Genomic DNA, 18,505 nt, shown 5'->3' with positions numbered 1-18,505 from the left:
GCCAAATTAATAATCCTCCTTCCTTAGTCAGTCGTTGTTTGATCTTCAAATAATGTTAAATCTTCTTCATTTTTTAAATCAGTAACTTGTTTACTTGATACCTTATCAAGGATACTACCGTCCTCTTCAAGTGAAAATTGAACATTTTCTTCAATCCAATTTCGACGAGGTTCTACCTTGTCGCCCATTAAGGTTGTCACTCTTTTTTCAGCAAGTGCAGGATCATCAATTCGAATTCTAACTAAAGTTCTTGTCATTGGATCCATAGTTGTTTCCCATAATTGATCTGCATTCATTTCGCCCAGACCTTTAAATCGTTGTAGGTTGTAACCACGTCCAATTTTTGTTGTTGCTTTATCAAGCTCTTCATCGGTCCAAGCATAGATACTCTCTATTTTTTTACCCGTTCCTTTTTGAATTTTATATAAAGGTGGTAAAGCAATATAGATTTTCCCAGCATCAATTAGTGGACGCATATATTTATAGAAAAATGTCAATAATAAGGTTTGGATGTGCGCACCATCAGTATCAGCATCAGTCATGATAATAATTTTATCGTAGTTACTGTCTTCGAGCTTAAATTCAGCACCAACACCTGCGCCAACTGTATAAATCATTGTATTAATTTCTTCATTTTTTAAAATATCTTGTAATTTTGCCTTTTCAGTATTCAATACCTTACCACGTAAAGGTAGAATGGCTTGGAATTTGCGTTCACGACCTTGTTTAGCTGAACCACCGGCAGAATCACCTTCGACTAAAAACAACTCATTTTTCTTAGCGTTTTTCGATTGTGCAGGTGTTAATTTCCCAGATAATAAGCGATCATTTTTCTTTTTCTTTTTCCCATTTCTTGAATCATCACGAGCCTTACGAGCTGCTTCTCGAGCCTCTCTAGCTTTAATTGATTTTCTAACAAGTTCTTGTGCAAACTCACCATTTTCCATCAAATAAAACCCAAGTTTTTCACTCAGAACGCTATCGACGATAGATCTTGCTTCGGGTGTACCTAATTTACCCTTCGTTTGTCCTTCGAATTGCAATAACTCTTCAGGTATTCGCACTGAAATGACTCCTGAAAGGCCCTCTCGAACATCACTACCTTCTAAATTACGATCTTTATCTTTTAAAAGACCTAATTTTCTGGCATATTCGTTAAATGCTTTTGTCCAAGCAGACTTCATTCCTGCTTCATGTGTACCACCATCTTTTGTCCGAACGTTATTAACAAAGGACATTAAGTTTTCTGAGTAGCCATCATTATATTGTGCTGCAACTTCTACTTCAATTTTATCTTTAATGCCATCAAAATACATCACTTCGCCAAGTGTATCTTTGTCTTCGTTTAAATAAGCAACGAATTCTTTAATACCTTCTTCAAAATGATAGATATCTTGTTTATCAGTTCTTTCATCTGTTAAAACAATTTTGACACCACGTAATAAAAAGGCAGACTCTTTTAATCTTTCAGCTAAAATATCATACTTATAAATTGTAGTTGAAAAAATACTTTCATCGGGTTTAAAAGTTACTGTTGTTCCATTTGCTCGTTTAGTTGCACCTAATTTTTTTAAAGTCCCAACTGGATGCCCACCATTTTTAAACTTTTCTTCATAACGAATACCATCACGAACGGTATCAACTGTTAATGATGAAGATAATGCGTTAACGACACTTGCGCCAACGCCATGTAGTCCACCAGACGTTTTATATCCGCCTTGGCCAAATTTTCCACCAGCATGTAAGACAGTGAAGATAACTTCAACAGTTGGTATTCCTGATGCATGCATACCAATAGGCATACCACGACCATAATCTACAACAGTAATACTGTTATCACTGTGGATTGTAACGTCGATTTGTGAACCATATCCTGACAAGGCTTCATCAACTGCGTTATCAACAATCTCGTAGACAAGATGATGTAATCCCTTGCCATCTGTCGACCCAATATACATACCAGGTCGTTTTCTAACTGCTTCTAGTCCTTCAAGAACTTGAATTGAATCATCATTGTATTTTGTTTTATTTTGATTAGTCATTCAGTTAAACGCCCCTTACTCTGTATTCCTACAGTAACGTTACTATAATAACCTATTCTTTTTTAAAATGTAAAGAGAAATCCGAATAGATGTTCTATTTTATAAAAAATTTTGGTGTCTTCTTAAAAGAATGTTAAAATACTACTTATTGGATTTACTGGCTGAAAGGAGTGAATTATCATGGGTACAATCATATTAATGTTGATTATCGCTTATATTTTAGGATCAATTCCATCAGGGGTTTGGATTGGAAAATATTTTTATCAAAAGGATATCAGAAATTTTGGTAGTGGTAATGTTGGTACAACTAATACTTATCGAGTTCTTGGACCAAAAGCAGGGACTGTTGTCTTAGTGATGGATATATCAAAAGGAATTATAGCTGCAAGCCTCCCTTATATGTTTGGGGTCGCATCAACCGTTAGTCCTTTACTAATTGGTGTAGGTGCAGTAGCTGGACATACATTCTCAATATTTACTGGATTTAAAGGTGGTAAGGCAGTTGCTACTGGTGCGGGTATTTTATTACCGTATAATCCGCTATTTTTTCTTATCGCTTGTACCATGTTTATTTCTTTAATACTTTTAACGAGTATGGTAAGTGTTGCAAGTGTCATTGGATTTATTGGTATTACGATAACAGCGATATTATTTCAAGATTGGTTATTAACTAGTATTGCAGGTATTTTGACTATATTTGTTATTTATAAACATAGAGACAACATAAAACGTATTTTAAATGGTACTGAGAGTATGGTACCTTTTGGTCTTGGATTATATTTACGAAATAAAAAAAATCGATGATTATTTCATCGATTTTTTTTTTAAAATACTGTGATTTCATACGAACCTTCGAACGATTTATTTTTTTCTAACGTATAAATATTACTTTTATCTGATAAATTACCAGTAGATTCAATATTATCAGCTACTCCCCACCATGGTTCAATACAAACAAATGGTGAATTTTCAGGATATTTCGACCAGATACCAACGTAATCTGCACCATTTAATGTCACGGAAACACCATGATCATCTTCAGGTGTTGAAAGTAAGATAGTCGTTTCTAGTTGTTTCAATTCGTAAATTAAGGCATCATTTTTGAATGTTTCGCGAGATAACTTAATAGGTTCGTTGAACTTAACTGATTTTGCATTTTCGATATCGCTAAAAGGTCCAACTAGTGGAATTTGACGTCTTTCAACATTTGGTGCCACTTCAATTTGATAATTTTCTAGATTTAAATAAGCATTTTTAAGTGGTACGTTAAATGCTGGGTGTCCTCCGATAGAAAATAACAAAGGATTTTCATCGGGGTTATAAACATCGTAAATTACTTTTATTTGATGATTAGTTAAAATGTAATGTAATCTCAATCTAAAATTAAACGGATACTTTGAGATTGTTTCTGGGGATGAACCTAATTCCAGAACAACTGATGTTTTACTTTTAGAAACCACTGTAAAAAGCATGTCACGGGCAAAGCCATGTTGACCCATTTTATATGTTTTATGATCATACGCATATTCATCATTTTTTAAACGCCCAACAAATGGAAACAATACTGGGGCATGTCTACCCCAGTATTGTTTATCTGCTTGCCAAATATATTCAATAGATGTGTCATTTCCGGTAATACTGATTAATTCAGCACCTTGTTCAGCAATTTTGACTGTGATGAAATCATTTTTAAGTTCAACTGTCATTTTAGTTCACCCTATCCTATAAAATATAACGACTAAGATCTTTATCAGCAACGATGTTACCAATTTTGTCTTCAACATAACTTTCAGTAATTGTTATGTCACCCATTTGCATATCTGGACCCTCAAATAGTAAATCTTCAAGTAATTTTTCAAGAATTGTATGCAGTCTGCGTGCACCAATATTTTCAGTATCGTGGTTAACGTTGTAAGCAATTTCAGATATTTTCTCAATTGCTTCAATTGTAAATGTCACATTAATATTATCAGTGCCAATTAAAGCAATATATTGTTTAATTAAGGCATTATGAGGTTCTGTAAGAATTTTAACAAAATCTGCTTGGCTCAAATCATCTAATTCAACTCGAATTGGGAAACGACCTTGAAGTTCAGCAATTAAATCGCTAGGTTTACTTTCATGAAAAGCACCTGATGCAATAAACAAGATATGATCAGTATTAATAACACCATATTTAGTTGAAATTTGAGAGCCTTCAACAATTGGTAAAATATCACGTTGTACGCCTTCTCTAGAAACTTCACCACTATTTTTTTGAGATTTTGAAGTAATTTTATCAATTTCATCAATAAAAATAATTCCAGTGTTTTCAGCACGTTCAATTGCAGCTTGATTGATATCTGCTACATTAACTAATTTTTTTGATTCTTCACGAATTAAAATTTTACGGGCTTCTGCTACGGTTAACGTTCTTTCTACTTGGCGTGTTGGTGTTAATGCACTTAAGGTATCTCCTAAGTCGATGCCCATTTGTCCCATCATGCCATTCATACCAGAAGGCTGTTTAGGTTCATCAACTTTAATTGTCACTTCGTTATTTTCTAATAAACCACGACTTAGTTGTTCCGATACAGATAGTCGTTCATTTCTAATGTCGTCAGTGACCTCCTCTTCATCTTTTGCATCTAATCCGGCAGGTATTTGACCTTTTTGAATTTGAGACATCATTTGCATAAGATTAACATTCTCGGCTTTTTTTTGTTTTTTAATACCTGGAACTAGAAGTTTTACAAGTCGTTTATCAGCCATACGTTCAGCTGCGCCTGAAACACGGCCATATTGAGCATCTTCTTCTAATTTAATTGACACGTCAACCAAGTCACGTACCATTGATTCAACATCACGTCCAGCGTAACCAACTTCAGTGAATTTTGTTGCTTCAACTTTAATAAATGGTGCTTCAAGCATTGTTGCCAAACGACGAGCAATTTCAGTTTTACCTACACCAGTTGGCCCAATCATCATTAAATTTTTAGGTGTAACATCTTTTTGCATTGATTCAGAAAGTTGCATCCGACGATATCTATTACGTAATGCAACAGCAATGGCCTTTTTTGCATCATTTTGACCGATAACGTATTGATCTAGTTCTGTAACAATCTGTTTTGGTGTTTTATCACTTATAGTCATAAATTTACCCGCTTTCTATAATTCTTCTGAGATGACATGATGGTTAGTAAAAATATCAATATCACCGGCAATATTAATTGATGCCTCAGCAATTTCTTTAGCTGACATATCAGTTGTATGATGCTTAAGTGCCTTTGCAGCAGACAAAGCAAAATTTCCGCCAGATCCGATTGCTAAAATGTCATCGTCAGGTTCAATTACTTCTCCACTACCAGAAACTAATAACATTTCATTACTGTTCATTACAATCAAAAGTGCTTCTAATTTTTGTAAGGATTGTTCACTACGCCAATCCTGAGCTAATTCAACTGCTGCACGTTGTAAATTACCACTAAATTCATTTAATTTTTTTTCAAATCGTTCTTCAAGATTAAATGCGTCGGCAACGCTACCAGCGAAACCAACAACTACTTGATCGTTATATATGCGACGAACTTTTCTAGCAGTCCCCTTCATAATAACTTTTTCACCCATTGTGACTTGGCCATCACCGGCCATTGCACAGTGACCATTATGCTTAACGGCACAAATTGTTGTTGCATGAAATGAAACAGTTGCCATAATAAACTCCTCCATGTTACTCATTTATTGTATAAAAAAACTTCATTGAACGCTACTACTGTAGCACAACAATGAAGTATAACTCAATTATTTTATCAGATATTTCATAAATATTTAAAGACTTGGTTTAACAATTGCTAAATGCTCTAGAGCACGATTTGCAACCGCTTGATTTTTTTCTTGTTTATCTCGAATTTTTGTGCCTAATTTAGGGATAATACCAAAGTTAGCATTCATCGGCTGAAAATGTTTACCACTGGCATGTGTTATATAATGGGCCATAGCTCCCATCACAGTTGTTTTAGGAAGTACGACTAGCTCTTCTCCTAAAACAAGATGTGCGGCATTGATCCCTGCTAATAATCCACTTGCAGCACTTTCTACATAGCCTTCAACACCTGTCATTTGACCAGCAAAAAATAAATCATTTCTAAATTTAGACTGATATGTTGGTTCCAGTGTATCAGGAGAACGCATAAATGTATTACGATGCATAACACCATAACGAACAAATTCAACATTTTCTAAACCTGGAATTAGTGAGAAAACATTCTTTTGTTCGCCCCATTTAAGATGCGTTTGGAAACCAACAATATTGTATAAGTCACCGACTGCATTGTCTTGACGCAATTGGACAACGGCAAAAGGTGTTCTACCAGTCTTAGGGTCTTCTAATCCAACTGGTTTTAAAGGGCCAAATAACATTGTTTTAGCGCCTCTTCTAGCCATTTCTTCAATTGGCATACAACCTTCGAAAAATTTTTCATCTTCAAAATCATGCATTTCAGCAGTTTCGGCCCCTATTAGTGCCTTATAAAAGGTTATAAATTCCTCTTTAGTCATTGGACAATTAAGGTATGCAGCATCACCTTTATCATATCGTGATTTTAAGTAGATTTTATCCATATTTAATGATGATTTTTCTAAAATTGGTGCAGCTGCATCATAAAAATAAAGTCCCTCACTACCATTTAATTGTTTAATTGATTCTGCTAAACCTGATGATGTTAAAGGACCTGTCGCAACAATTGTTGGACCTTTTGGTAGTTCAGTTAACTCTTCATTGATAACCGTAATATTTTCATGATTTTTAACTAAATCAGTTATCTCACCAGAAAATTTATCACGGTCAACGGCTAGCGCACCGCCAGCCGGAATTGCATTATGGTCAGCTGACTTCATAATAACTGAATCTAACTGTCTCATCTCTTCCTTCAAAAGACCAACGGCATTCGTAATTTGATTAGCTCTTAAAGAATTCGTACAAACTAGTTCAGCAAAATTCTCAGTATGATGCGCTGGTGTCATTTTGATAGGGCGCATCTCGTATAAATTAACATGAACTCCTCGCTTGGCAATCTGCCATGCAGCTTCACTACCGGCAAGACCAGCACCGATTACATTAACGCTAGTATTTTCCATTATATAATCCCCCTGCTAGTTAGATTCAATTATTTTTGAACCGCTTCTTCATAGTCACAATTACTACATTTGACTTGTTTTCCACCTTTTACTTTTTTCTCAATTAAATAATGTTGACATTTTGGACATTCGCGACCAATAGGTTTATCCCATGATACGAATTCACAATCTGGGTATCTTGAGCAACCATAGAATAAACGATTTCGTTTAGATTTACGTTCAATTACTTCCCCTTGCTGACACAATGGACAAGTTACACCAATTTCTTTAACGATTGCTTTTGTATTACGACAATCTGGAAAACGCGTACATGCAAAAAATTTACCATATCGGCCCATCTTAATAACCATCGGTGACCCACAAATTTCACAATTAAATCCAGCTGGTTCATCTTTAATTTGAACTTTCTCAATTGTTTCTTGGGCATGTTCAACATTTTTTGAAAATGGTTTATAAAAATCATCAACAACTTTAACCCAATTTTCGTCTCCGACTTCAATGTTATCAAGACCTTTTTCTAATTCAGCAGTAAATTTAACATTCACAATATCACTAAAATAAGCTTCAATCATATCATCTACAATTTCACCCAGTTCAGTTGGTTCAAAACGCTTAGCAATTAATTTCACATAATATCGACGTTGAATAGTATCCAAGGTTGGTGCATACGTTGATGGACGTCCAACACCATTTTCTTCAAGTGTTTTAATTAAATTTGCTTCAGTGAATCTAGCAGGTGGCTGAGTAAAATGTTGGTTAGGCTGATTTTTAGCTAACTTAACATGATCGCCAACTTTTAAATCCGGTAAAATATTATCAGTCTTTTTGTTATCCTCATAAATTTTTGTATAACCTGCAAACTTAGTCTTTGACCCAGAAGTATGATAAGTAACGCCATTTTGTTCAATAGATACAGACATTGTATCCATTACAGCTGGTGTCATTTGACTGGCAACAAATCGCGACCAAATTAATTTATATAACTTCATTTGATCATTACTTAAATAATCCTTCATTGAAGCAGGTGTACGTAAAACAGAGGAAGGTCTAATTGCTTCATGTGCGTCCTGTGCACCTTCTTGTAATTTACCTTTGCGTGGCTTAATAGCTGCATAATCTTCACCATACTTTTCGTGTAAAAATTGAGCAGTTTCATGTTTGGCAGTCGTAGATACACGAGTCGAGTCGGTACGCATGTAAGTGATTAAACCAACAGTACCCTGTTTTCCGAGATGAATTCCTTCATATAATTGTTGTGCAACCATCATCGTTTTTCTTGTACGAAAGTTTAATTTTCTATTAGCATCTTGTTGCATTGTACTTGTAGTAAATGGTAAAGCTGGAAATCTTTTACGTTCTTTTTTTGTGACAGCGGTGATATCAAAATCTTGTTTTGTATCAATTAATGCCATTACTTTTTTAACATCTTCATTATCATGAAGTGCTTTTTTCTTTCCCTTAATACCATAAAAAGCTGCATCAAATTTCTCTTTACCTTTTTTAAATTCAGAATCAATAGTCCAGTATTCCTCTGGTATAAATGCACGAATTTCTTTTTCTCTATCAATAATTAAATTCAAAGCAATAGACTGAACTCGACCAGCACTTAAGCCTTTTTTTATTTTAGCCCATAATAAAGGACTAATTGAATAACCAACTAATCTATCTAAAATACGGCGAGCTTGTTGTGCATCAACTAAATTCATATCAATTGATCTAGGATCATTAAAAGCATTTTTAACTGCATCTTTTGTAATTTCATTAAAAACAACACGATTTTTGTCCGTGATATCTAAATCTAAAATATGAGATAAATGCCATGCAATTGCCTCGCCTTCACGATCAGGATCGGCTGCTAGATAAACATTTTTAGCTTTTTTAGCTTCTTTTTTTAAACTTTTAATAACATCGCCTTTACCACGAATTGAAATGTAATGAGGATCATAGTTGTTTTCAACGTCAACTCCCATTTTACTTCGTGGTAAATCTCTAATATGTCCAAGACTAGCGACAACATGGTAGTTGCTGCCTAGGTATTTTTCAATTGTTTTAGCCTTAGAAGGTGATTCAACAATAACTAGATTTTTTTTTGCCGGCGTTCTCTTTTTCTTTTTGGTTACTGGCATAATTGAACTCCTTCGTAGTATTTATATTGTAAGCAATAACATTTTTAAAATCGTTAGTAATCTTAAAGCATATTAGAGAGACTTGTCAAGCGTAACTAGTTTTCATAGAACTCTGCAAGTATCTGTTCACCGTTAATAATCGGCATTGCACCGGCTATTATTAGTTCATTACACCCAAGTGAAAGAGGACTAATAATTGATCCGGGTACAGCTAGTACTGTGCGATTTTCTTGCAATGCTAAATTGGCAGTTATAAGACTACCACTATGGTGTTTAGCCTCTGTAACTAATAAGCATTCACAAAGGCCTGCAATAATTCGATTTCTTTCAGGGAAATGATTACGTTGTGGTCCTGTATTCAGTCCGTACTCAGATAATAAAAGTCCCTTTTTGCTAATTTCAATTTGTAAATCTTCATTAATTTTTGGATAATAAATATTTAAACCTGTCCCAATAACAGCAATTGTATCTGCTCCGTTAGCTATTGTAAATTGGTGTGCCAAGGTATCAACGCCGGCTGCTAATCCGCTTAAAATTACCTTATCATTTTGGATACTATTTGGTAATAATAATCGTATTACTTCTATTGAGTAGTCAGTTCTTTGCCGAGCACCAACAACAGCAAGTGATTGTCGATTTAATAATTGCGTATTTCCTCGCATAAAAAGAACAATTGGTGGTCGATAGCATTCTTTTAGTCGATACGGATAGTCCTCATCAATAATAGTCACAATTGTTGAATGTAACTTATTGGTAATAACCTCATTTTTCAATGAAATACTAGTGTAAGCTTTACTGAAACTAGCTATTTTTTTACTATTTAAATTTAAAATGGATTTAATTACATCTAGAGTTAAATCAGTACAACTTGGATTCTGTTGTAACCAATCAAAAATTTTATTTTCGCCAATATACGTTATTTCAGAACATAGTCTAAGTTTAATTAAAGTGTCTCTTATTGTCATTGTTTCTCCTTATTAGTCATTAATACTAATAAGGTACGCAATTTATTTCATTATTTTTTTAGAATAGATTTAATTGGTTCAAATGTTCGACGATGAATTGGAGTGACTCCTAATTTGCTAAGTCCTGCTAAATGTTTTTTAGTTCCATATCCATCATTATGATTGAAATCGTATCCTGGATATAATTCATTGTAAAAGTTCATGAGATGATCTCGGTAAACCTTAGCAACGATACTAGCAGCAGCAATACTAGCACTTTTAGAATCGCCTTTAATGAAACTTTCCTGCGGAATATCGCTATCAATCGTCATAGCATCAATCAATAATTGTTGTGGTTTCACGTCCAATGAATTAACAGCTTCTAACATAGCAATTCTTGATGCTTGATATATATTAACTTCATCAATTGTTTGATTATTTATCACAGATATACCAACTGAAACAGCTGTAGCTAATATTTCAACGTATAATGCTTCACGCATAGATGCAGATAATTTTTTCGAATCATTCACGTCAATTAGATTGAAATTATGAGGTAAAATAACTGCTGCACTAACAACTGGACCAGCTAACGGTCCTCTTCCAACCTCATCAATACCAGCGATGTAAGGAATACCATTCTGCCATAGGTCTCTTTCTATTACTAACCTACGATTAAATAATTCTTGGTGTTCAACTAGTTTTTTTTGTCTATTATTATATTGGATTAAAAGCTTAATAACTCCTTTGCGAGAGTCTTTAGCTATTTCTTGCATAAAATTATCCGATGGATTATTCAATAAATGTTCTTTTACTTGAGAAATTGTAAATTTGGTCACAACTATTCGCCACCCAATTGAGGGATTTCTAAGGTATAACGACCAAGTTTACCTTGTCTAATATCAAATATAATTCTCTCACTCGCACGATCATAATCTTCTTTGAAACCCATTTTTTTTGTTAAATCTAATAATAAATCAACATTACTTAACTGCATTTGTTCATCCGTTAATTTATATTTCTCTTGTAATGCCTTTGGATTTGTTTGTTTAAAATGTTCTAACCCGTATAATGCAATGTCATCTTTTGCATATAAAGAGTCTTTTATTGCTCCTGTTAAAGCAAGACGTTTACCGATTTCTTGATCTTCAAATTTGGGCCATAAAATACCTGGTGTATCTAAAAGAGACATTGATTTTCCGGCTTTTAACCATTGCTGTGCTTTTGTCACCCCAGGTCTATTTCCAGTTATGGCGACATTTTTACTTAACAAATGATTTAGTAACGTCGATTTTCCAACATTCGGAATTCCGATACACATTACCTTAACTCGTTGTTGGAGGATACCTTTACTTTCTCGTAACGCTATTTTATCTTTTAAAACAACGTTAATTTTTTTCTCGATAGCGTTAAGTTGTCCGTGTTGACTATCTACTGCAACTGCCGGAATTCCTTTGTTTTCATAGTACTGTAGCCAACGTGCAGTAACGTTCGGATCGGCCATATCTTTTTTTGTTAAAACCATAATATGAGGTTTTGTTGCAAGTAATTGCTCAAGTTGCGGATTTCTAGATGATTCAGGCAATCTTGCATCAACTAATTCAAGTACGATATCTACTAAGTTTAATTTTTCCTTTACTAATCTTAAGGCTTTTGCCATATGTCCTGGGAACCATTGGATTACTGTCATTTAAATTCTCCTTGTTAAGCCAAGTAAACTTTTAATTAACTTGCTTAATTCTTTATATTTAACTCTCTTAATCAGAATACCTTAATTTGTGCACAAAAAGAAGAGAGTTCCGCTATTTAGTTTCGCCCTCTTCAGTCTTTTATTAATTTGTTAACGATTTAATTGCCGCATCATAGGCAGGATCATTTTTTGAAATTTTTTTCTGAACTAATGTTTCAATTTTTAAAGCAGTATCTTTGTTAACTTCGCCCGTTTGAGTTAAAGTATTTTCTTTTTGTAACATTTTTACTGCATTAACCGTTGATGTACCAAAGTAACCATTATTTTTGTCTTTATAATAATTAAGTGCGCTTAAGTAAACTTGAATCGTTTTAACTTGAGGTGTAACGTCTTCATATTTATATGTTTTATCAGTATTAATTAGTGGTGAATAAGCATACGCAGGATAATCAGCTGAAATAGTAGGCTTAATCCCTTTTTTATTAATCCAAGAACCATCAGGTGTTAGCCATTTAGCAATGGTAACTTTTAATTCTGTTTTATCTGTAAAGGTATTGATTGTTTGGACGGTACCTTTTCCATAAGATGTTGACCCAATTAATTTATCATTACCAGATTGGTTAAGTGCGGCTGCTAAAATTTCAGAAGCACTTGCACTATCTTTATTAATGACAACAGCTGTTTTTTCTGTGACTTTAAATCCTGAGTCATATTTTTTACCAGCCTTATATACTTCAGGAGAACCCGTTTTGCCTTGTACCTGCATAATTGTTTGACCATCTTTTAAGAACATTGATCCAATCGCTAATGCTTGATCCATAAGGCCACCTGGATTATCACGAACATCAATGACAAACGATGTAGCGCCATCTTTTCTAAGTGACTTCACTGCAGATTTGACTTCGTTAGATGTATCCTCAGAAAATGTACTAATTTGAATATATCCTACTTTTTTATTCTTTTTCGAAATACTACTATAGACTGTTTTAACAGGAATATCATCTCGTTTTATTGAAACATTAAATGTTGATGAATCACGTTTAATAGTTAGTTTCACTATTGTTCCTTTTTTACCTCTAATTTTTGAAACAGCTTTTTCTAAACTGAGACCATAAATAGATTTACCATCTATTTTTTGGATAATATCATCTGTCTTCAAACCAGCCTTTTTAGCTGGTGTTCCTTTAATAGCTGAAACAATCTGAATATTTTTCTTGCTAATTTTGACTTCAGCACCGATTCCAACAAATTTACTAGAAATAGTTGAATTTAAATTAGTCGCATCTTCTTTACCTAAATAGGCCGTAAATTTATCTCCAGTAGAGTCGACCATACCATTGATAGCCCCATCGACTAATTTTTTCTTACTGATATTTTTATAATAAGAATTATTTAGTGCCGAATAAACAGACTCAATTTTGGCTAAATCTGAACTAGTCGTTTGTAATGACCCAACTAATGTATTAATTTGACTAATTGCAAAAAAATACATTGCAGCAGCTCCGACTATAAAAGATAAACAAATTGACCCTATTAAGGTCCAAAAATGACGACCAAATCTAAAACGTTTTTCTTTTTTATCTTTTTCCATAATTTAATTCCCCACTAATTCATTTTGTCTAAATATCGGGCCCAAGCGTCATCAAAAATTGTCATTGAAGGTAAATATCCTGCATTTAATTCAAGATAATTAGAAAGAAAGTCATACTTATCTGACAATTTAGGAAAACTTTGATCATAAAATGCATTATTTGCAAATTGGGACACCTCATCCGTACCGTGATCATTGCGTTCGGTCATTAAAAATTGATAAAATGTTTGTCTCATAAATTGATACCTCATTTAATTTAAAGGGATAGAAACATCGAATTTAAAAACATTCGTTTTTAAATCAATTTTGGTTGCACTAGCTTGTATACCATTCTCAATATCTAGTTTTTTTAAGTTAAGCATAATTGTTTGTTCTTTGCTATTAATCGTAATCCAATTTGGTAAATCATATGCATTTTTTACATAATCCATTATAAACTTTTTAGGAACTGGTAATGAACCTACAGCAACAGATTTTGCTTTTAACAAGATATTACCATCATCTGTTACAACTGGATCTGAATATAATGTGAATGAAATATTTTGTCCTAAAATTTTTGTTGTGCCCATTAATATAGCAGATTTATCTACTAAAAACCGATATTTAATTGATTGACCTTTTTGAATTGATTTTAAATAATAATTAATGGTTCCGTTAAGTTGTTCCTTGTTCATTTCCACGCTTAGTTCTGTTCTTTTTGTTGCTTTTGAAGTGGTTTGAGTTGTTAGTGTCTTTTGATCTTGGGATTGGTTCATAATACTAACGGAAAAATAAAGTAGTACGCCAATCAATAAAGAAAATAATATGATAAACGCAACTTTCCATGCGTTAAAAGTGGTTGATGTTTTTTCTGTTCTTTTCGGCATAATTCTCCTCATTATTTAAATAAATGATGTTCTTCCATTGATTTGAACAACAAATCAGTCATTTTTTTATAACCTTTTTTATTTGGATGAAAATGATCAGTTATAGAAATATAGTTATTTTTTTCATCTTTTTCTTGCAAGACACTTTCAAGATTAAAACTAGATAAATCAGATAAGTCTGAGCTACCCAAAGTCTTGGCTAATTTACTTGTTTTACCATAATATTGTCCTTCAGAAAGCTGTTTTTCAACACTAACAAAATAACTATTTTTATCATTTTTAACAACCTTGTTGGTTACGTTATTCCATGATTTAACAATCGTTTTCATACTACTCATTTCGGGGAAATAAACGTAAAATGGGTTATACACTCCTATAACGTAGATAGGCGCGCTATTATTATATTTTCTAATCTCTTTAAATAAATCATTTAAATTTTTTGTATAAGTCATTTTTTCAGTATCAATAGCTTTATTTAACTTATCAGTATCATTAGATAAAATGTTTTTTTGTATAACCTGTAATAGGTCATTCCCACCAACTGTTAATGTAATAACAGTGGCTTTTTTTAACGTTTTTTGCATTTTGGGTTGTTTCTTTAATCTGCTATAAATTTGATCACTTCGATCTCCTGATAAGCCAAAGTTAGAGGCAGTTACTTTCATATTTTTATCAGTATTTATTTTTTCTGTAATTAATGAAACGAATCCACCTTTATTCGTTTCATCTCCGACACCCTGCGTTAAAGAATCACCAAGGGATACTAGCTTAAGAGCTGTTTTTTTATGGGGCACTGTTATTAAAGAATGATTCGAAAAATGGCCGGTTGCAAACCACAGCCCACTAAATATAAGACCACTTAGTACTAAAATACTTAAAATAGTAATGGAAAAGCTTTTAAAAAATTTCAAAAAATCATTCCTTTATTTAATTAAAAAAACCGGACAAAAACAGCTGTTTTTGGACCAGTTTAAAAATAATTATTTAATATATTAGTCTTTATCTGTGTAGAACATCACTGCAAAAGCCCCTGGACCACCATGCGTCGCAATAATAGGTGCTGTCTGTCGAACTAGAATATCAACTTTTGGGACTGCTGTTTGTAATAAATCGCGAACTTCAAATGCCTTTTTTTCATTTCCAGCATGAGAAATACCTACTGCTTTAACATTAGGTGTACTTTTTAATTCTTCAACTAAATCTGCAATAAATCTGTTAACCGTCTTCATACCACGGCCTTTATTTTTAATTTTTAATTCGCCATCAATCATTTCCAAAATAATCTTCATATTTAAAACACTTGAAAGAACACCAGTTAATCTTGATATACGTCCACCTTTGACCAGATTATCCAGAGTCATAACGGCCATATTTAGAGTTGAATTCTTACGGATTTCAGAAATTTTTGTTAAAATATCATCCATTGATGCACCTGAATTTGCTAACTTAGCAGCTGCTAAGACTTGAAAAGCCATACCTCGATCAGTAGAACGAGTATCAACAACGGTTACATCGGATTGACTCATTTCTGCAGCTTGCTCTGCAGTATGAACTGTACCACTAATTTGGTCAGTCATGTTAAGTGAGAGAACTTGGCTACCATCTGCCCCAAGACTGTCAAACATTTCTACAAAAGTACCAATTGGTGGCTGACTTGTTTTAGGTAACGTTTTTGACGTTTCCATTTTAGTCTCAAATTCGTCATTTGTAATTGATTCACCTTCAACGTAAATAGTATCATCAATCATAACGCTTAGAGGTATAATGCTAATGTCATTTTCTTTTATTTCATTATCTGTTAATCCAACAGATGAATCCGTTATTATTTTAATTTTTTTCATGTTTCTTCATCCACACTTTCTTAACAAAAGTTTTTAATCATGATACAATAATGTCACTATAAACTTTTCTATTTATAATGTCTAGTATATCAGAATTACTGGTCTATTTCACATAGAAATTGATGACTGAGGTGTTTTTTTGGAACATAATTACAGTAGAAGGTATCTCATCTTAAATGAGGTATTAAACGCGGTAACTCATGGTATTGGTCTTGGGTTAAGTATAGCGGGATTGATTTTTTTACTTATTAAAGGTGCTCATAATGGTAGTGCATTAGAAATTACCTCGTATGCTATATATGGTTCATCTTTGGTACTGCTGTACTTAACTTCTACCCTATTTCATAGTTTAATATTTACACGAGCAAGAACTGTTTTTCAAATCTTCGATCATAGTAGTATCTATATTCTGATAGCAGGTACTTATACGCCTTATTGTCTTCTCTCTGTTGGTGGGGCATTAGGTTGGACACTATTCGGAATCATCTGGATGATGACCGTTTTAGGAATTATTTATAAATCAATTTGGTTGGGTCATTTTAAAACAATTTCAACCATCATTTATCTAATTATGGGCTGGCTTTGTTTGAGCGCAATGATGCCACTTTATAATAGCCTCGGTACAATTGGGTTCTGGCTACTTGTTTCTGGTGGCATTGCGTTCACAATCGGCGCTGGAATTTATAGTATAAACGGTGTTAAGTACTTACATGTCGTTTGGCATTTATTTGTGATGTTAGGTACAGGATTAATGTTTTTTTCTATTTTATTATATACTTAAAGTTAAAAAGCGAAGACACATCCGTATTGGATATGTCTTCGCTTTTTAATTATTTTTTATCATAAATTCTAAATTCATGATCATATACATTTTTTTTGTCAATCATTCCCGGAATCGTTTCAATTAATTTCCAATGAGTATAATCAATAGGAATCATCATCACATCACCATCAAACGTAGCGTTAATTTTTGTTTGATACAATCTATTAACTTTTACATACATTTCAGAAAATAATGTTGCGCCACCAATAACAAAAATATCTTCAGAATATGTTTCTAATAAATCATTCAACTCTGGTATTGAATGAACAATCTTTAGAGTATCTGTTTCAACTAAATCGTTTTTACTTGAAAGAACAATATTAATTCGATTTGGTAATAGTCCCGGAAAACTTTCAAATGTATTTCTGCCCATAACAACGACCTTATTAAGCGTTGTTTTCTTAAAAAATTTTAAATCATTTGGTAAGTACCAAGGTAGCTTACCCTTATATCCAATATGATGTTCACTGTCTTCAGCCCAAATAAAATTAATCATTATTGACTCTCCTTAAGTAAATATTAAACTGCAACAGGCGCTTTAATAGGTGGTGCAGGATTATAGTCTTCTATTTTAATATCCGTCATATCGTATTCAAAAATACTATTTTTATCAGGATTTAACCATAATTTTGGCATGGGTTGCACTTCACGAGAAAGTTGTTCCTTCACTTGTTCTATATGATTATTGTAAATATGGGCATCGCCTAATGTGTGAATGAATTCACCAACTTCAAGTCCAACCTCTTTAGCAATTAGATGAGTTAATAACGCATAACTTGCAATATTAAATGGTACACCTAAAAAGACATCGCCACTTCTTTGATATAATTGACAACTTAATTTACCATCAGCCACATAAAATTGAAATAACGTATGGCAAGGTGGTAATGCCACATTTGGTACATCTTCTGGGTTCCAAGCGGACACAATTAATCTTCTAGAATCAGGTGTTTTTTTGATTGCTTCAATAACATCTTTAATTTGGTCAATCGTATCACCTTGTCTAGTTTTCCAATTACGCCACTGACTACCATAAACGTCACCTAATTCACCAAACTTTTTTGCAAATTCATCGTCTTCAATAATTTTATCGCAAAAAAGGTTTTTCTGTACTTCATATTCTTTTTTAAAATCAGTCTCTAAAAGTGATCGATGTCCAAAATCAGTCATATCTGGACCCATATACTGAGAACTTTCAATGTAATTTTTAAAAGCCCATTCGTCCCAAATATGATTCTTATGTTTCAATAAATATTGGATATTAGTATCACCTTTTAAGAACCACAGTAACTCACTCTTAATTAAACCAAATGGTACTTTTTTAGTTGTTAGTAGTGGGAATCCTTGACTTAAGTCAAACCTCATTTGATAGCCAAAAAGACTTTTAGTTCCCGTTTTTGTACGATCAGATTTATCATTTCCGTTCATTAAAATATCACGTTCAAGTTGCAAATATGTTTCTTCCAT

Annotated in this window: 18 protein-coding genes; 2 read left to right on the top strand and 16 right to left on the bottom strand. The window is 33.2% G+C overall.

The genetic code is table 11. The features are described 5' to 3' along the window. Positions 1–23 precede the first annotated feature (23 nt). The gene (gene parE / locus AC1RPV_RS02425; protein WP_481761323.1) at positions 24–2,042 is read right to left on the bottom strand and encodes a DNA topoisomerase IV subunit B; all 2,019 of its coding nucleotides are present in this window, start codon (positions 2,040–2,042) and stop codon (positions 24–26) included. Positions 2,043–2,222: 180 nt separating this feature from the next. Between parE and plsY the strand changes: the two genes are divergently transcribed. Further along, positions 2,223–2,846 carry a glycerol-3-phosphate 1-O-acyltransferase PlsY gene (gene plsY, locus AC1RPV_RS02420; protein ID WP_481761324.1) on the top strand — a complete coding sequence of 208 codons (624 nt, stop codon included), beginning with the start codon at positions 2,223–2,225 and terminating at the stop codon, positions 2,844–2,846. Positions 2,847–2,866: 20 nt separating this feature from the next. On the opposite strand, the gene AC1RPV_RS02415 is transcribed toward plsY, so the two are convergent. The 13 genes from AC1RPV_RS02415 to AC1RPV_RS02355 form a co-directional block, all read right to left on the bottom strand. After that, a complete protein-coding gene (locus tag AC1RPV_RS02415; RefSeq protein ID WP_481761325.1) occupies positions 2,867–3,748 on the bottom strand; it encodes an aldose 1-epimerase family protein in 882 nt (293 codons plus the stop codon). 16 nt (positions 3,749–3,764) lie between these two features. Further along, positions 3,765–5,174 carry an ATP-dependent protease ATPase subunit HslU gene (gene hslU / locus AC1RPV_RS02410; protein ID WP_409022533.1) on the bottom strand — a complete coding sequence of 470 codons (1,410 nt, stop codon included), beginning with the start codon at positions 5,172–5,174 and terminating at the stop codon, positions 3,765–3,767. 15 nt (positions 5,175–5,189) lie between these two features. Then, positions 5,190–5,735, bottom strand: a complete 546-nt coding sequence (gene hslV / locus AC1RPV_RS02405) for an HslVU peptidase proteolytic subunit (protein WP_409022532.1) — start codon at positions 5,733–5,735, stop codon at positions 5,190–5,192. 114 nt (positions 5,736–5,849) lie between these two features. Beyond that, a complete protein-coding gene (gene trmFO / locus AC1RPV_RS02400) occupies positions 5,850–7,157 on the bottom strand; it encodes an FADH(2)-oxidizing methylenetetrahydrofolate--tRNA-(uracil(54)-C(5))-methyltransferase TrmFO (RefSeq protein WP_481761326.1) in 1,308 nt (435 codons plus the stop codon). Between the two features lie 29 nt (positions 7,158–7,186). Then, on the bottom strand, positions 7,187–9,283 hold the full coding sequence (gene topA, locus AC1RPV_RS02395; RefSeq protein ID WP_481761327.1) for a type I DNA topoisomerase: 2,097 nt from the start codon (positions 9,281–9,283) through the stop codon (positions 7,187–7,189). 95 nt (positions 9,284–9,378) lie between these two features. Next, entirely contained in the window at positions 9,379–10,248 is an 870-nt protein-coding gene (dprA, locus tag AC1RPV_RS02390) for a DNA-processing protein DprA (protein ID WP_481761328.1), read from the bottom strand. A gap of 50 nt (positions 10,249–10,298) precedes the next feature. Further along, positions 10,299–11,066, bottom strand: coding sequence for a ribonuclease HII (locus AC1RPV_RS02385; RefSeq protein WP_481761329.1), 768 nt, complete (start codon positions 11,064–11,066; stop codon positions 10,299–10,301). Between the two features lie 2 nt (positions 11,067–11,068). Continuing rightward, positions 11,069–11,917 (bottom strand): ribosome biogenesis GTPase YlqF, encoded by an 849-nt coding sequence (gene ylqF, locus AC1RPV_RS02380; protein WP_481761330.1) that lies wholly within the window; start codon positions 11,915–11,917, stop codon positions 11,069–11,071. Between the two features lie 142 nt (positions 11,918–12,059). Then, positions 12,060–13,508, bottom strand: a complete 1,449-nt coding sequence (locus tag AC1RPV_RS02375) for a S41 family peptidase (protein WP_481761331.1) — start codon at positions 13,506–13,508, stop codon at positions 12,060–12,062. Between the two features lie 14 nt (positions 13,509–13,522). Then, positions 13,523–13,744, bottom strand: coding sequence for a YozE family protein (locus AC1RPV_RS02370; RefSeq protein ID WP_409022525.1), 222 nt, complete (start codon positions 13,742–13,744; stop codon positions 13,523–13,525). Positions 13,745–13,759: 15 nt separating this feature from the next. Beyond that, positions 13,760–14,374: a YpmS family protein gene (locus AC1RPV_RS02365; RefSeq protein ID WP_409022524.1), complete on the bottom strand. Its 615-nt coding sequence runs from the start codon at positions 14,372–14,374 to the stop codon at positions 13,760–13,762. An 11-nt stretch (positions 14,375–14,385) separates the two neighbouring features. Further along, complete coding sequence (locus tag AC1RPV_RS02360; RefSeq protein ID WP_481761332.1) at positions 14,386–15,168, bottom strand: SGNH/GDSL hydrolase family protein; 783 nt, start codon at positions 15,166–15,168, stop codon at positions 14,386–14,388. 198 nt (positions 15,169–15,366) lie between these two features. Further along, on the bottom strand, positions 15,367–16,215 hold the full coding sequence (locus tag AC1RPV_RS02355; protein WP_481761333.1) for a DegV family protein: 849 nt from the start codon (positions 16,213–16,215) through the stop codon (positions 15,367–15,369). A gap of 139 nt (positions 16,216–16,354) precedes the next feature. Between AC1RPV_RS02355 and trhA the strand changes: the two genes are divergently transcribed. After that, complete coding sequence (trhA, locus tag AC1RPV_RS02350; protein ID WP_481761334.1) at positions 16,355–16,996, top strand: PAQR family membrane homeostasis protein TrhA; 642 nt, start codon at positions 16,355–16,357, stop codon at positions 16,994–16,996. A 49-nt stretch (positions 16,997–17,045) separates the two neighbouring features. Here trhA and AC1RPV_RS02345 read toward each other — a convergent pair whose 3' ends face one another. Then, positions 17,046–17,534, bottom strand: a complete 489-nt coding sequence (locus AC1RPV_RS02345) for a dihydrofolate reductase (RefSeq protein ID WP_481761335.1) — start codon at positions 17,532–17,534, stop codon at positions 17,046–17,048. A 23-nt stretch (positions 17,535–17,557) separates the two neighbouring features. Beyond that, on the bottom strand, positions 17,558–18,505 hold the full coding sequence (locus AC1RPV_RS02340; RefSeq protein ID WP_481761336.1) for a thymidylate synthase: 948 nt from the start codon (positions 18,503–18,505) through the stop codon (positions 17,558–17,560).

Source organism: Dellaglioa sp. CoH-55-MRSF-9, from assembly GCF_056782155.1.
This window is presented reverse-complemented; position numbering and strand designations above follow the sequence as displayed.